18 protein-coding genes are annotated in these 13,706 nt (G+C 56.6%); 17 read left to right on the top strand and 1 reads right to left on the bottom strand.

Going from position 1 to position 13,706, the window contains the following annotated elements; genetic code table 11:
* Nucleotides 1-274: 274 nt before the first annotated feature.
* The 5 genes from B059_RS20065 to B059_RS0116440 all read left to right on the top strand — a co-directional run bounded on the left by B059_RS20065 (nt 275) and on the right by B059_RS0116440 (nt 3,056).
* Complete coding sequence (locus B059_RS20065) at nt 275-670, top strand: hypothetical protein (RefSeq protein WP_081601671.1); 396 nt, start codon at nt 275-277, stop codon at nt 668-670.
* A gap of 377 nt (nt 671-1,047) precedes the next feature.
* Entirely contained in the window at nt 1,048-1,260 is a 213-nt protein-coding gene (locus B059_RS20510) for a hypothetical protein (RefSeq protein ID WP_026177605.1), read from the top strand.
* Nucleotides 1,261-1,555: 295 nt separating this feature from the next.
* Nucleotides 1,556-1,822 carry a hypothetical protein gene (locus B059_RS0116450; RefSeq protein ID WP_018079352.1) on the top strand — a complete coding sequence of 89 codons (267 nt, stop codon included), beginning with the start codon at nt 1,556-1,558 and terminating at the stop codon, nt 1,820-1,822.
* 268 nt (nt 1,823-2,090) lie between these two features.
* The gene (locus B059_RS0116445; RefSeq protein ID WP_018079351.1) at nt 2,091-2,390 is read left to right on the top strand and encodes a hypothetical protein; all 300 of its coding nucleotides are present in this window, start codon (nt 2,091-2,093) and stop codon (nt 2,388-2,390) included.
* Between the two features lie 9 nt (nt 2,391-2,399).
* Nucleotides 2,400-3,056, top strand: a complete 657-nt coding sequence (locus B059_RS0116440) for an NUDIX hydrolase (RefSeq protein WP_018079350.1) — start codon at nt 2,400-2,402, stop codon at nt 3,054-3,056.
* A 49-nt stretch (nt 3,057-3,105) separates the two neighbouring features.
* Here the strand turns inward: B059_RS0116440 and B059_RS19510 are convergent, their stop codons facing one another.
* Nucleotides 3,106-5,208 carry an AAA family ATPase gene (locus B059_RS19510; protein ID WP_157273784.1) on the bottom strand — a complete coding sequence of 701 codons (2,103 nt, stop codon included), beginning with the start codon at nt 5,206-5,208 and terminating at the stop codon, nt 3,106-3,108.
* Nucleotides 5,209-5,443: 235 nt separating this feature from the next.
* Between B059_RS19510 and B059_RS0116430 the strand changes: the two genes are divergently transcribed.
* The 12 genes from B059_RS0116430 (at nt 5,444) to B059_RS19490 (ending at nt 13,615) form a co-directional block, all read left to right on the top strand.
* Nucleotides 5,444-5,692, top strand: a complete 249-nt coding sequence (locus B059_RS0116430) for a hypothetical protein (RefSeq protein ID WP_018079348.1) — start codon at nt 5,444-5,446, stop codon at nt 5,690-5,692.
* 1 nt (nt 5,693) lies between these two features.
* Nucleotides 5,694-6,269 carry a DUF1643 domain-containing protein gene (locus tag B059_RS0116425; RefSeq protein ID WP_018079347.1) on the top strand — a complete coding sequence of 192 codons (576 nt, stop codon included), beginning with the start codon at nt 5,694-5,696 and terminating at the stop codon, nt 6,267-6,269.
* Nucleotides 6,266-6,529 (top strand): hypothetical protein, encoded by a 264-nt coding sequence (locus tag B059_RS0116420; RefSeq protein WP_018079346.1) that lies wholly within the window; start codon nt 6,266-6,268, stop codon nt 6,527-6,529. The genes B059_RS0116425 and B059_RS0116420 overlap by 4 nt, the downstream gene beginning before the upstream one ends.
* 161 nt (nt 6,530-6,690) lie before the next feature.
* Complete coding sequence (locus tag B059_RS19505; RefSeq protein WP_018079345.1) at nt 6,691-7,488, top strand: nuclease-related domain-containing protein; 798 nt, start codon at nt 6,691-6,693, stop codon at nt 7,486-7,488.
* Nucleotides 7,489-7,507: 19 nt separating this feature from the next.
* Entirely contained in the window at nt 7,508-7,912 is a 405-nt protein-coding gene (locus tag B059_RS19500) for a hypothetical protein (protein WP_018079344.1), read from the top strand.
* A gap of 17 nt (nt 7,913-7,929) precedes the next feature.
* Complete coding sequence (locus tag B059_RS0116405) at nt 7,930-8,130, top strand: hypothetical protein (protein ID WP_157273783.1); 201 nt, start codon at nt 7,930-7,932, stop codon at nt 8,128-8,130.
* Between the two features lie 148 nt (nt 8,131-8,278).
* The gene (locus B059_RS0116400; RefSeq protein WP_018079342.1) at nt 8,279-8,590 is read left to right on the top strand and encodes a helix-turn-helix transcriptional regulator; all 312 of its coding nucleotides are present in this window, start codon (nt 8,279-8,281) and stop codon (nt 8,588-8,590) included.
* Nucleotides 8,587-9,768, top strand: a complete 1,182-nt coding sequence (locus B059_RS0116395) for a type II toxin-antitoxin system HipA family toxin (protein WP_018079341.1) — start codon at nt 8,587-8,589, stop codon at nt 9,766-9,768. The genes B059_RS0116400 and B059_RS0116395 overlap by 4 nt, the downstream gene beginning before the upstream one ends.
* A gap of 65 nt (nt 9,769-9,833) precedes the next feature.
* Complete coding sequence (locus tag B059_RS0116390) at nt 9,834-11,735, top strand: hypothetical protein (RefSeq protein ID WP_018079340.1); 1,902 nt, start codon at nt 9,834-9,836, stop codon at nt 11,733-11,735.
* Between the two features lie 479 nt (nt 11,736-12,214).
* Nucleotides 12,215-12,496, top strand: coding sequence for a TA system toxin CbtA family protein (locus tag B059_RS20060; protein WP_018079339.1), 282 nt, complete (start codon nt 12,215-12,217; stop codon nt 12,494-12,496).
* Nucleotides 12,493-12,705: a hypothetical protein gene (locus B059_RS0116380; RefSeq protein WP_018079338.1), complete on the top strand. Its 213-nt coding sequence runs from the start codon at nt 12,493-12,495 to the stop codon at nt 12,703-12,705. Before B059_RS20060 ends, B059_RS0116380 begins: the two co-directional genes overlap by 4 nt.
* A gap of 166 nt (nt 12,706-12,871) precedes the next feature.
* Nucleotides 12,872-13,615, top strand: a complete 744-nt coding sequence (locus tag B059_RS19490; protein WP_018079337.1) for a hypothetical protein — start codon at nt 12,872-12,874, stop codon at nt 13,613-13,615.
* The last annotated feature ends 91 nt before the right edge of the window (nt 13,616-13,706 follow it).

Below are 13,706 nucleotides of genomic sequence, written 5' to 3'. Positions count from 1 at the left end.
CGTGCATTGATTGCGTCGCGCTCGGCACCATCGAAGGTGAAAAATGCCTTCATCTCGAAGTCGCTGATATCGCGGGGGAGCCCACGCATCCCCAAAAACGTTGTGTGCCAACCCTGCATCGTGAACCTCAAAAGTGGGAGGCCACCATACCCGTTTACAAAGCGAACAGGAAAGTCAATGAAATCAACGGTCTACCCAGACCACCCCCGCGCCAGTGCTAGCTTTGCGTACCGTCACTTATTGCACTGAAAACGAGGAGACCCCGAAGCGTGCCATGGCCATCCTGTCTCGTCTTGCGGACAAGGGCTTCGCCTCGGCCAACGTCGTGTTTGGGATCGGCTCCTACACCTATCAGGTCGTGTCGCGCGATACGTTCGGTTTCGCCATGAAGGCGATCTATGCGGAGGTTGGCGGCGAGTCCGTGGACATCTTCAAGGATCCGGCAACCGACGATGGGACGAAGAAATCGGCCAAAGGCCTGTTGCGTGTGGAGTACGAAGGCACTAACTTCGTCCTCTACGAGGAGCAGACCCGTTCCGAGTTCGAGGGCGGGGCGTTGGTGCCAGTGTTTCGCGATGGCAATTTGCTTGTCGACGAGCCTTTATCGACTATCCGCGACCGGCTGATGGACAGCTGGCAATGTCCGGCACCTGGCAGTGTGAGGTTTTGAGCCGCCTCGATGCGAGCCCATACGATACGAAGGGCTCGCATCGGCCGCGTGTACCATCCTTCATATCAGTTAGATTGACCAGCGCCAGCTTGCGGGCGTGGGTAGGCACGGCGTAAAGGTGAGAAATGAAGCTTTACACACTGTATTGGCGAGACGGCAAGAGAGAAACCGTGAGCGGGCTAAACCCGGCGCAGGCGATGACCCTGGCAGGGTACGGAGGCGGAGCTGTTGCGGCACTAGACTTTTACGCAAACGGAGACGACCACGATTACCAATGGGACGCTGAAAAGCGTGATTGGGTGCGGGTAGTGCCTAATGGTGAAGTGAATGCCGACGCGCCTTAGCGGTATTGGGCACTAGTCAGGAGATGAAAGACAATGAGCATGCAATACATCCGCGACACATACGGCGTCCCGGCAAAGCGCGGCTGTCGCGTGAAGTTCACTGGCAATCCGCACAAATGTCCACAGTTCGGGATCATCACTGGCGCGTGCGGGCAATACATTAAGGTACGGATGGATGGCGATCCACATTCAGGAACATACCACCCGGACTGGCGCATGGAATATCTGGTGCCCAACGCTGGTTAGGCGCTGGCGTAACCACAGGAGAGAACCAATGATTACTGGTGGCTTTGGAATGACGATGGACCTTGAGCGCGGGACGATGCGCCAGTGGGTGATGGGGCGCGACGGTGTGAAACGATGGGCTGACACTGGCGACCCAGTGACCGAGCAGCGAGTGTGCAAATGCGGAATTCCGTGGGAGCCAGACATGGATCAGTTCGGGTGCTGGTCATGCGGCGCTGAGAGGCCGGTGCCCAACGCTGCGCTTGACCGGACGCACAAAGCGTAGTTTTGGGCGGGTTAGGGGAAAGCGGTTGAGATGCAAACGAAAGAGCAGGTAGCAAAAGCCTTCAAAGAGGAGCTTCAGGCGCTGCTGGACAAGTACGGCGCGGAGCTTGAGGCAAAAGACCACTGGCAAGGCTATGCCGAGTGCGGGGAGGACGTGCGCATGGAGGTAGTGGTTCCGGCCATTTACGACACCGACCACAACTGCGTGCGCGAGTGGACGGAGATTGACCTTGGGAGCCATTGGTTCCCTACCCTTGACGTAACCGGCCCTGCGCCGGCACAGGAGGACACGAAATGACGAAGCCTATTGCGCAAGGTCCAGTTAACCTAATGTTGTGGCGCTACCCCCAGGCGACATGCGCTGCTGTGCAAACTGCACACGCTGGCACAAGAAGCAATACATTCACTGCCAATGCAGTGGGCCGTGGGGAGGCGATATTTTCGGCGACAAGAACTGCACATTCAGAGCAAGGAAAGTGTCCTCTAACGAACACGTTGCCGGACACGAAGACTAGAGGTCTGCGCGATTGCGCCGATTGGTGCTGACAGGGCCCAGGAGATGCCTGATGAATGAGAAAACGCCGGCAGCCGTGGCTGCTTCGCTTGATTTAGGGGTTAGGCCAGCGCGGAATGTTGACGCGCTGCGTATTCAGTATGCCGACCAAGGCCCCGGCCTGCGCTGGTTCATCAAGCGCGGTGCGACGACATGGTTCAACCGGGGATTCCGGACCAAAGCCCTCGCCGACGCTTGGATCAAAGATCACGGCCACGCACTGGACTGGAGGGCCGGCTACGTGTTCCGCCTGCGAGGCGATGCGTGCGACGTGGAAATCGTGGACCGCCACGGCAATGTGGCGCGTCCCTAACACCCGCATATGAGCTACCCGAAACCCATCCTTACCGTCGATATCGTCATGCTTGCACTTCTGGGGGGGCGCCTCCATGTGGCGCTGATGCAGCGTGACCGCGCGCCAGAGGCTGGCGAGTGGGCGCTGCCTGGCGGCTACATCCACACGAACGAGGACGTCAACAGCGAGGCGGCAGCGCGTCGAGTCCTCAAAACAAAGCTCGGCTTCGAGCCCCGCCATTTGGAACAGGTGATCACCGAAGGCAACGCCACCAGAGATCCACGTGGTTGGTCAGTCAGCATCGTCTACCTGGCCCTGCACGAGGAGGCTGAGATGAACGAACTCGCGACGCGCAAAGGGCTAAATCTGGTCGATGTCGAACAGACAGGGGAGCTCGCGTTCGACCATGCCCACCTTATTCGGCTGGCTGTCGATCGCCTGCGCTCGAAGGCGAGCTACACGACGATCTTGGGCCATCTATTGCCACCCGTCTTTACTATCGCGGAAATGTTTGATGTGTACGAGGCGGTTCTGGGACGAGCGATAGACCGCGCGAACTTCCGGCGCAAGGTCCTGGCGTTTTCAACGCTCGAGCCGGTCAGCATGCGTCGTGGGACAGGTCGGCCGGCGCAGGCGTTCCGCCTGACGCGTGACCTTGATTATTTCGACCGGCAGATAGCGTGATCAGGCTACCTGGGCTTTATCGGAGCTTTATAAACGATCATGACCAAACCTAGTCGCCGATACTGACGGCGGATGACATACCTGGTAAATCGATTCTGCTGGTCAAAGGGACTTCTGGTACTGCAGGCCTATTGCTGTTTCGGCGATCTTTGACTCGCCTCTCAGACACGAATTCTCTGTGTGAAGGATCATTCGGCAGCAAATGCTCGTGGGCTCCGATCCATTGTATGGCTTCATCCAATGTGAGCGCATAACGCTCGAGCAGGTATGGCGCCATCGTGGTTATGATGTCGGTGTAGGAGCGAATGATATTCAGTGTCTCACCGTACAGGCGCTGCGATGCTTCCTCAATTTCCTTGACCATTTGGGTATTCGATTCCGGAAGTTCACCCAGGAGTACCGTGTAGGACAGCTTTGTGCGTGAATAGAGCGCCATGTCCCAGACCATCGACTTCAGGAGCTTGGTGGCCTCCTGGAAATCGTTGTATGCGCCCGTAGTGAGATTCTCCTCGCCGTTGAATATCTCCTCGGACGCGGCACCGCCATACAATTTTCGAACATCCCATTCAAGATCCGTCCTGGTCTGAAGATGTGAATCCTGCTGCTTCTGGAGCACGAAACCCAGCGCTGTACCTGCGCCCTTGGCCAAGGATTCAGTCGAAATCTTCAGGACCGGGATGTCCTTGCCAATCGCCTGGAGATCATTTCCAAACCGGCGGCGCCCCTCTTCGAATTGAACGAAAAAGTGCCCTAGTTCATGAACGGCCACGATGCGTCGGGTTTCGTCCTGCTCCGCCGTTGTTTCCCGGTTGGTTAGGCCCACCGTTGTACGCTCAAAGGCCGACATGGCCAGGTTCGTATCAATAGGCACGTTTTGCTGCATGGACAGCATGGACGCCTTGTCGGCGATGGTTTCTAAAAGTGCCGGTGCAAGGCCTGCGGTGACATCAGCGAGGAGATCGTAATTCAGGTCGGGACTCAGATGAGTTGCGCGACGCTCGAAGAAGCTCGTCAGAATACGCTTTCTTTCTTCCCGGTTAGGCAGACGGAAATTGACCTTGAAGCCAAATCGACGGCTCATGGCCTCATCCATCTGGAAGGTGCTGTCATCGAAGTTGGTCGCGACAATCCATATCACGTGCGAGCTGGCGTCACGATCTACCCCGTCAAGCAGTGTCAACAACGTGTTGGCTGTGTCGTCCGCATACTTCCCGCCGGCTACGCCGCTCTGTCCACGCTTAACGAAAAGCGATTGACCTTCGTCAAGAAAGACCACAGCACGTCCCATGCGTCTTGCCTTGGCTGCCAAACTCTTCAGCGTGTTGCTACCGCCAGCAAGGAAGCCGTTTTCGAGGTTACTCGCCGAGATGTGCAGCATCGGCATGTCCAGTTCCTTGGCAATGATCGCGGCCAGCCGGGTTTTTCCCGTACCCGCCGGGCCGGTGAACAAGATATTCATCGGATGTTCGATGCCATGCGATTTCTGTTGGTCCGGGTTATTGAGCAACTGGATGATCTGCTTAACTTCCTGCTTTATGTCGTTCATGCCCAACAGGTCGTCCATTGAGCTATTGTTTTTCTGCGGCTTCAGAATGTCGAACGAAGATCCGGCCAACATCGAAAACTGGCGGCGGGACATCCAGAGCATCATAGCGAGGAATATCCACGTCATGCTTTGTTGCGCGTACACCTGCCACGGTGATTTAGGCGGCAATATCTTCTGCTGCACCTCCGCGGATGGCAACTTGTCCAGGAAGGTGTGTTTGACCTGCGAATAGGTGGTTGGAGTGAGGTTGTCGAGTACAGTTTTCGAATCATCCCGCCAAGTGATGGCCATGGTATGAATTTCATAGCCGGCTCCTGGAACAATAGTGTCGTCGACGTGCTTTACGTCCTTTATATGCATAGCTACCGTGGCCGGGATTGTGCGATCGATCTTCGTCGAAATTCCTGATTCATCGGATCCGATCAACTTCGGGCCTATGATGACTAGAGCCGTGGCGACACCTACCCAGATGATCGCGGGAATTTTGTATAAGCGCCGTTGGATATTGTTCCAATATCGAATCAGATATTTCATTGAATAGGTCTCTTCTGTTGATTGAAATTCAGATGGCCACTTTTCCTGATCCAAAATAATAGCTTTTATCAATGTGTTTCCGAGATAGGCAAAATTTCTCGGATGCCGTCCGAACCAATCCTTGCCCCGTGAAACCGGCGGATTGCATGGATACGATGATCCAAGTGCCAAAGCCGACAAGCCAAGTTAGGCAAAGTAAAGTGAACAGAGCGGCCGGAGATTTTGATGGTCGAAATCGAGGGGGGCGGTTTGCGATAATGGGGTACCGGTATTTGACCGTGTGCGGCCGTTACTTCAGGAGACCATCATGAAAGCGAAGATTCTTGGCGCAGCGTTTTTGGGCGCCATCCTCGGCGGGCTTGTCGTGTCCAGCCCCGAATTCATCAAATCCGCGTTCGCAGCAGACGGCTTCAGGTTCGTGAACATGGTCACGACCGTGAACGACCAGAACCTGGGCGTCGTTCGCGAGGAAGATCCGGAAACAAAAGCCGTGTGCTACACCGCTCACCTACGCAATGGCAACATCGTCGGATTCAGCTGTATCAAGAAGGACTGATATGGACGGGGCCGTCGTGATCCAGGTGCAGTTCGGCGCAGCCCTTGAGCAGCAGAGGGAGCTCGGTTCAGATTCCGGGCAGAAAAGCCAGTTGTTCCCTGAAAGCGCAGGTGCCGACTTCGCTGGCGGCCGGGTATGGCGCTACAGCCTGTGGCGGGTCTGGGATGAGCGCCTGCCCTACGCTAATTTCTTGATGCTGAATCCTTCGATCGCCGACGAGAACCAGCTCGACCCGACGGTGACCCGGTGCGTGGACTTCGCACGTCGGTGGGGGTATGGCGGCCTCTACGTCACGAACCTCTTTGCCCTGGTCAGCACCGACCCCAATGCGCTCTACACCGCTGTGGATCCGGTCGGAAAGGACAATGACCGCGTCATCGTACAGACCGCACGCCAGGCTGGCCTTGTCGTGTGCGCCTGGGGCAATCACGGGACGCATACAGACAGGCGTGACACGGTGCTGAAACTGCTGCGCGAAGCCGAGGTACCGCTGCACTACCTGAAGATGAACGGCACCGGCGAGCCAGCCCACCCGCTTTATCTCCCGGCCGCGCTGGTGCCTACGCTCTGGGCATGAAGGCGCTTGCCGGCACCCTGATCCTGGTTATTGGGGCCGTAGCCCTCACCGCGATCGTCTTCAAGATATTCATGCGCAAGGCGCGTGCAGAGGCACAGCGATCGGAGAACGAGCGAATGATGGAGGAGGACGCTATTCACATCGCCAGGGCCCGCCTGAACTACCAACGCAACCGTCGGCGTGAAGACGGTACGGACATTCTTAAGGAACGGTTCGACGTCGAGGTGCCAGCCGACATCAGAGTGGAGCGGCAACCATGAACAGGCTGGTGTCGGTTTTGGTGCTCTTCGTTTAAATCCACTGCTTCAGTCGAGCAACCTTGCAATTGAATGTTGAGTAACTACTCAACTCATTTTGGCCTACCAACGAAGTCACCACTACGCGCTGCGAGCGGCATATAGGTCAAGATAAGGAGCTACTAATGATTCTGAAAAATGCTGACGACAAATCCGCTGACGTTGATGTTCTTGAAGCATTGCACAAGGAAGCCGAAGGGGATATCCAAAGGCGTATTGCCGCAGAACTTCGAAACATGCGTTCGGGAGTCAAAGGGGAGAAGGACGCGGCCTACCTGATTGACTTCGACTTCGGGAAATCCAAAAACACAGCCGTCATCCATGACCTTCGGCTGGAGTTGGCTGGTCGTGTAGCACAGATCGATCATCTCTTGTTTCATCGGTCCTTGTTGGTTTTCGTTGCTGAATCGAAACACTTCCATGCGGGGATCAAAATCAACGAGCAAGGCGAATTTTTGCAGTGGAACGACTTCAAGAAGACCTACGAAGGGATCCCGTCACCCATTGAGCAGAACCGTCGCCATGTTGAGGTTCTGTACGACGTCATCAGTCAGAATATGGTGATGCCATCTCGGCTCGGCATCACTCTGGAACCCAAGTTCGCTTCGACCGTGATCGTCTCAAAGAATGCCCGAATAGATCGATCAAATGGGTTTGATAGCCGTGAAGTCATCAAGGCCGACATGCTGAGCAAGCATGTTGAACAGGTTCTTGATTATGAAATGGGGCTTACCTTGCTGGCGAAACTTGTTGACACAAAAACTCTCGTCGATATTTGCGAACAGCTCATCGCTTTGCATCGCCCAGCTCGGGTCGACTGGCGCGCGAAGTTTTTTTTACGACACAAGCAAGCAGCAGCACTGCTTGCACCGTGTTCCTCAACTCTCCCAGCAACGACTGAAATTCAGGCTTTTCCTGGATAAACCGAAAAGGAGGTTGCAAATGATGTCCCATCCTACTGCTCACGTTCACCGTGAGAACGACCTGCTGCGTCTCAACGCTGATTCGCTTCGGAACACCTTGGCGACTCTCCTGACCGCCGTCAAAAGCGGCCAGGTTGACGAGATGCTCATCAAGAACGTGGAGACCGACCTTGAGGTGTCCAAACAGATCGAGCCGATCCTGATTCAGATCGGGGTGGAAGGCGGGCTGGTGCAAGGCGTCACGTCCAACTATCCCCTCCAGGCCGTGGTCTTCGACTACGACACGGAAGGCGCTGGTGAAGACGAGATCACCGAAGTGCCCCAGTCTGGCGAAAGCACCACTGAAGCTCGTGTCATCCAGCACAACGCACTGGTCGACAAGATCTTCATGAGCGATGTCCGACACCTGGTGGAGAACCTGTGATGGGCGGCCCGTGTGTGATGATCGACGCGCCGTGTCCGTCTCGTAGTGACAAGGACGCCTTTGAAATTGCCCAGTCCTGGGTAACCGAAGGCTACACGCCTGCACGGGAAAAGTTCGATGCCGTGGCCCAGCGCCAGAAGTTGCTGGACTATGAGGCGGTGATGCTTGCCCAGAAGGTCGCGTACCACAAGGAGCAGATCGAGAGAGCCTGCAATTGACCCACCCCAATCCTCTGTGCCTTTGTGCCAGAGGATTTTTTTATGCTCTGTTCGCCGCCAGCCTTCCAACACATTCTTTGCAATGTGTGTGAAGAATAATAATATATGTAGATTGTATTAGATCGCGATATCTCAGATAATAGAAAAAATGGATTCCATTAAAGAACTTGGGCTGCTTGGCGAGCGGCTGCGTGCGTGGCGCATTAGGGCCGAGCAGACGCAAGACGATTTTGCCGCTCGGATCGGGGTATCCGTTCCCACCTTGCGTCGCATGGAGCAGGGCGACCCCAACACGGCCATTCGGTACTGGGCGGAGGCGATCGGTCTCTTGGGACGCGGGCAAGACATCCAGAATATTCTGCGCGAGCAGCGTTCGCTGTTCGATGAGGATGAGCGGGCGATCCCGGCCTCGAGAAAGCGTGTGCGCCGCCCGGCAGCCCGGAAAACCCGCAACCCATGATCCGTCTCGACGTATGGCTGACCCTGCCAGACGGGAAAAACGTCTTGTGCGGCGAGCTCGCCTTCTCCGATCCCGACACGCGCGGCAGCTATCGCTCGGCGTTCCGCTACACGGCTGCCTATCTCGCGCATCCACTGGCGTTCCCGCTCGATCCTGTCGCGTTGCCGCTGGAAAGAACCGAATGGGAGACGGAGCGCCTGACCGCGCCCCTGATGATTTTCGAAGACGCCCTGCCGGACGACTGGGGGCGCAAGCTCCTCATTCGCCGTGCGGCGCTGCCCAGGGCGGAGCAGGGCCCGCCCTATCTCCTTCGGGCGCTGGGCAATAGCGGGATGGGGGCGCTGGCATTTCTTCCACCCGGCACGCAATGGCAACCGCGACAGCCACATGACTATGAGCTGCAGGAACTACATCATGCCGTGCAGCAATACGAAGAGGGCCATCATGATGATGGTAGTGATGACGGCTATATGGCCCTGCTGTATGCCGGCAGTTCACCGGGCGGCGCGCGCCCGAAAGCCCTGATCCGTGACCAGTACGGCGAATGGCTCGCCAAGTTTCCCAGCATCAAGGACCAGGTGGACATGGTGGGGCTGGAGGCAGCCACCCTGGAACTGGGCAGACAGGCCGGGCTTGTGGTCCCGGAATCAAAAATTGTGCAGCTGGGCGAAAACCGCAGGGCCTTGCTGGTCAAGCGTTTTGACCTGACGCCAGAGGGTGGCCGGCGCCACATGATGAGTTTTCAGACGGCGCTCGCAGCGACCGGCTGGTACGTCGTGGGCTACAAGGACTTGCTCGACTGGATACGCAAGCACGGCAGCCGCCCGGGCGGCGATGCCCCGGCCCTGTTCCGCTGGATGGTTTTCAACGCCATGGTGAAGAACACCGACGACCACCTGAAGAACTTCTGGCTCCTGGGCGGCCCGGATGGCTACGAGCTTGCGCCCTCGTTCGACTTGTTGCCCAACGTCAATGACAACCAGGAGCACATCCTCAACTTCGATCTCAATCCGACCATCAAAAGAGAAGCACTTGCCGATCTGGGCCGGAAATGGGGTATTGCCCGATCCAGGGGCATCGTGGAAGAGGTCCGGGGCGTGATGCCACAGTATGCCGCCATCGCGGAGCGCTTCGGCGTGCCGGAGCAGGATTGCGCGCGATTTTGCCGCGTAAATTGAAATCGAGAATTCAAGCGTGAATGACGTTTTGCCCGTTCGCATATCGAAAGAAAGAGAGATATCCGATGTCAGAAATCAAACCCTCCCTGCTTCCGCAAGGCAATGTCCTGATCTACGAATATGGCGCGCGTTTGGACAAGGATTGCATCCAGGCAGTCGGCGACCAGATCATAAAATCCCGTCGCCTGTACAACGACCTCGTGGCCACTATCCGCGGCATCGTCACGGAGATGAAGGCTTTTGTGCTGGAGAAGTCGGGCCCGGACGCGCAGCGCTGCCAAGAGGAGATTGACGCGCTCAACGCCGCCTTCGACGCGGCGCGCGCGGAAAACAACGAAGACGCGATGAAGTGCATAGCCGAAAGCCGGCGCGAGAAGTGGCGCGAGCTGGCCGTCTTCGTCAAGGAAGCCAGAAAGAATCACCGGTCTGATATCCAGTCCATGTACCTGTCCAGGATTGGCAAGAACAGCGCCTGCGAGACCTACAGGATTCGCAGCAAAGCGGTGGCCGATGGCCTGGGCTGGGCAACCGCAAACCAGGTGCTCGACGCCGCGCTCACCGCTTTCAAGAAATCCTTTGCTCGCGGCAACGCCCCGCGTTTTGCGGTGGGCGAGGACAAGGACCAGGACACACTGACCCTGCAGTTCACTGCCGCGGGCGGCGTGCCAGTCGATACGATTCTTGCTGGAAAGCATGGAGAAGTGGCCTTGTCTCCTACCAACGGTTGCGGCCCGCGCAAATACGGCGAACTCCGCTTCCGGCTTGGCGCGGCCAAGGCTGCCACGAACGCCACGGGGACCTGGCAGTACCACCGGCCGCTGCCGGATGGCGCGACCGCGGGGCTATGCCGGCTCATTCGCAGGCGGGTGGGCAAGGACTACAAGTGGGCCATCCAGATGCAGGTGAAGCGTCCGCCCATCGAGCAGGAGGCGCTGGCCGGAAGAAAACCGCTGGTTGCCGTCCACTTCGGCTGGGCTGCGAACGACGAAGGGCGGTGTGTGGCGGGCATTACCGATGGGGCTGATCCGGGTCAGGCATATGTACTGAAACTCCCCGCGGAAGTTGAGCAAAGCCTCGTGCGTTCCAGCGCCATTCAGTCGGAGCGGGACTCGGCGCGCGATGCCATCGTTCCGCGACTGAAAGAAATCGAAGTGCCTGATATGGATATCGAGAGCGTCGAAAGCCTGCCACCCGATTCCCCGGAAGTGCGTCTTGCCAGGGCAGCAGACGAATTGAAGGCGATTCACCGTCTGCCCGCCAACCACGTCGCCATCCGGCGCCTGCACCGGTTGTGCGGCATGCTCCGGGATGTGGATTTCTTGCCGGAATGGCTTGAAGATTGGAGGAAAGAGGACCGGTTACAGTGGCAATCGGCTGCACATATCGCGCGTCGTGCACGCAATACGAGGAAAGGGTTCTATCGGCAGACCGCCATCGATCTCGCACGCCAGTACAGCTCGATCGTGCTGGAGCCGCTGGACTTGGCCAAGGCCGCCGTCAAAATTGACGAAATCACTGGCGAGCGAACGGAATTCGCCAAAAAGGCGCGCGCCGGCCGCGTCGTGGCGGCGCTTTATGAACTGGAATCGGCGATTCGGTGGGCGGCGGCGAAAGCCGGATCGGCCATGTTTGAATTGACGGGAGAGACGGCCAGCCGGTGTTCGATCTGCGGCGGCGATGTCTTGCCGGACGAAACCAATGGCCAATTGCTCCACTGCACGGAATGCGGTGCCGATCTGGATCGCAAGCAGAACGGCGCAGCGATGGCGTGGCAGTTGGCCAATGACGACTTGGAATCTCTGGTCGAAGCGTTCTGGACGGAGACGTTCGCAGCAAGAAGATCTGCCGAGAACGAGCAAGCCGAGAAAAAACAGAAGATGGCGGAGGGGCGTCGAAAAGCGCGAACCCCAATCGGTGGCGAAAATACGGAAGTTTCGCGCGACAGCGGGAATGGCGCGAATGCTTGATAGGCTCATTGGTAGACAGGATGCGCTCGAATTCGAAGCCGGTTCGCGCGAATACAGGAAATTGTTTGAGGCACGCCTATGAGTTGGCGTGGTAGAGTTTCATCAGCCATTGCAGGGGCTTTGTTCTTGCGACTACTTCACCGATCAGCGCCAGACCAAAGCGGCTCTGCTGGTTTCATCAGCCATTGCAGGGGCTTTGTACTTGCGACCGAGTAGCGACTGTCTTTCTCCGAAAGTCCCACCCGTTTCATCAGCCATTGCAGGGGCTTTGGAGCCTGTACTCAATTTTGTGTAAACGGGATCGGCCTCATCGAGGACTAGCTTTTACCATCGACTGTTTAAACCCAACCCTCTGTGCCATGTGCCGGAGGGGTTTTTCTTTTGGGTGACTCGCTTATCGGGTGATGTCGATCAACTCTCCCTGCAACGCGTTCCAGCTTCCACACCCGTGGAGGCCGCGATTGCATGTGAGTGAACAAATGAACGTGCAAAATTTTCAGACCATCTCGACGGTCCTGTTGAAGAAACATTACGGGATCTGTCTGAACGATACCCGTCTCTGCGAAAAGGAGTTTGTGAAGGCGTGCATCAGACAAGGTTGGCGCCCTTTCGAGGTTATTGCCGATCATGCCGATGATTGCGATCTGGTCAGAATCGATGAGCCCGGGTTTTACGGCATGCCTTCACATAAGGCGATCACGCTCGAAGACGAGGAAGCCGCAGCTCGCGAAGTACGGGCTGAACATGGAGGTGCGATATGAGCGCGCAACGCGTGCCGGCGTCCTCAGCAATAGACATGCTGGGGCCGTACCTGGCGTCGAAAGCTGTTTGCCCTGTCTGCCGGAAGGAGAACATACTCGTTCACCTCGAAGGCCCGGCAAGTCCCGTGAAACCAGTTGATGTCTGTCCACACATCAAGAGTCACGTCATCGATGAGGATGGCAACAGCCACTACGAATTCGAAGGATGATCCTTCTTCACCACCAACCCTCTGTGCCTATGTGCCGGAGGGTTTTTTTCTTGCACGGCATAAGCACTTCTGAAGCAGCAGAACTGCTTATGCCGTGTTCCTCAACTCTCCCTGCAAGGCTTAAACCACTTCATTTCGAGGTGGGGTTTTTGCATGGAGATATCAGATGGAAATCACCTGTAACGAAGAACAACGTCTGTTTGTGCTGAAAGACACTGAATTCGTCTCGTGCGTGGGTTATGACGTGGTCTACAAGACGATTCTCGAACTGCAGCGACGGATCAAGAAACTCAATATCCTGCGTAAGGGCGTCTCTCTCGTCATGGCACAGGAAGCCGACATAGGTACTCTTGATCAATACCAACATTACCGTGACCTGCTTGAAATCGTTGGCACTCGCAAGTTGGGCACCTGGTTCGATTACGACACGTCGACCAAGGTTCGAAACATCCTTGAGCAGTACCGGAAGGAAGGTGGACGTTTGAGGCTGTTCTATGGCGACCGAAATACTGGCCGTGATTGGATGGAGGAGAACGATTTGATGGGCAAAATTGGCCGTTCTACCGGAACGCTGCAGATTCCTTTGCTGATTGCTGAAGGCGAATATGGCGGACCCGGGATTCTGGACAGTTGCATCGTCCGCATTCTGGATGCCGATACTCGCGAGCTACTCTATCAGCAAAAAAACTACCATTTGCCGGACATGGAGATCCGATCCACTGAAGGCATCATGGCAAGCTGGCATACCGAGAAGCCGCCCAAGCTCCTGACACAAATGGGATACACCCATGGCGTCTGGGCAAGGGATAAGAACGGCGAGTTCGAGAATCGCGCGAACTTCAAGTCGTACGGGAAAGCTGCGCAATTTGTGGCCTTCATGTCAGGCGAGTGCTGTGAGCAGCCATCGTAGGGAACTGTCATGAAAATCTCCAACGACACCTGGTTGAAGTACAGGCTCAAACATGGCGACTATCACGCACGTAATATGTTGAAATGGAAAA

Source organism: Thiobacillus denitrificans DSM 12475 (genome assembly GCF_000376425.1).
In the GTDB taxonomy this organism is placed as follows: domain Bacteria; phylum Pseudomonadota; class Gammaproteobacteria; order Burkholderiales; family Thiobacillaceae; genus Thiobacillus; species Thiobacillus denitrificans.
Note: the sequence above shows the minus strand (reverse complement) of the source record. Positions and strands in the feature narration are given on the sequence as shown.

Coding starts and splice junctions, on each gene's coding strand:
- B059_RS20065 (WP_081601671.1), top strand. CDS start 275: ATGGCCATCCTGTCTCGTCTTGCGGACAAGGGCTTCGCCTCGGCCAAC.
- B059_RS20510 (WP_026177605.1), top strand. CDS start 1,048: ATGAGCATGCAATACATCCGCGACACATACGGCGTCCCGGCAAAGCGC.
- B059_RS0116450 (WP_018079352.1), top strand. CDS start 1,556: ATGCAAACGAAAGAGCAGGTAGCAAAAGCCTTCAAAGAGGAGCTTCAG.
- B059_RS0116445 (WP_018079351.1), top strand. CDS start 2,091: ATGAATGAGAAAACGCCGGCAGCCGTGGCTGCTTCGCTTGATTTAGGG.
- B059_RS0116440 (WP_018079350.1), top strand. CDS start 2,400: ATGAGCTACCCGAAACCCATCCTTACCGTCGATATCGTCATGCTTGCA.
- B059_RS0116430 (WP_018079348.1), top strand. CDS start 5,444: ATGAAAGCGAAGATTCTTGGCGCAGCGTTTTTGGGCGCCATCCTCGGC.
- B059_RS0116425 (WP_018079347.1), top strand. CDS start 5,694: ATGGACGGGGCCGTCGTGATCCAGGTGCAGTTCGGCGCAGCCCTTGAG.
- B059_RS0116420 (WP_018079346.1), top strand. CDS start 6,266: ATGAAGGCGCTTGCCGGCACCCTGATCCTGGTTATTGGGGCCGTAGCC.
- B059_RS19505 (WP_018079345.1), top strand. CDS start 6,691: ATGATTCTGAAAAATGCTGACGACAAATCCGCTGACGTTGATGTTCTT.
- B059_RS19500 (WP_018079344.1), top strand. CDS start 7,508: ATGATGTCCCATCCTACTGCTCACGTTCACCGTGAGAACGACCTGCTG.
- B059_RS0116405 (WP_157273783.1), top strand. CDS start 7,930: ATGATCGACGCGCCGTGTCCGTCTCGTAGTGACAAGGACGCCTTTGAA.
- B059_RS0116400 (WP_018079342.1), top strand. CDS start 8,279: ATGGATTCCATTAAAGAACTTGGGCTGCTTGGCGAGCGGCTGCGTGCG.
- B059_RS0116395 (WP_018079341.1), top strand. CDS start 8,587: ATGATCCGTCTCGACGTATGGCTGACCCTGCCAGACGGGAAAAACGTC.
- B059_RS0116390 (WP_018079340.1), top strand. CDS start 9,834: ATGTCAGAAATCAAACCCTCCCTGCTTCCGCAAGGCAATGTCCTGATC.
- B059_RS20060 (WP_018079339.1), top strand. CDS start 12,215: ATGAACGTGCAAAATTTTCAGACCATCTCGACGGTCCTGTTGAAGAAA.
- B059_RS0116380 (WP_018079338.1), top strand. CDS start 12,493: ATGAGCGCGCAACGCGTGCCGGCGTCCTCAGCAATAGACATGCTGGGG.
- B059_RS19490 (WP_018079337.1), top strand. CDS start 12,872: ATGGAAATCACCTGTAACGAAGAACAACGTCTGTTTGTGCTGAAAGAC.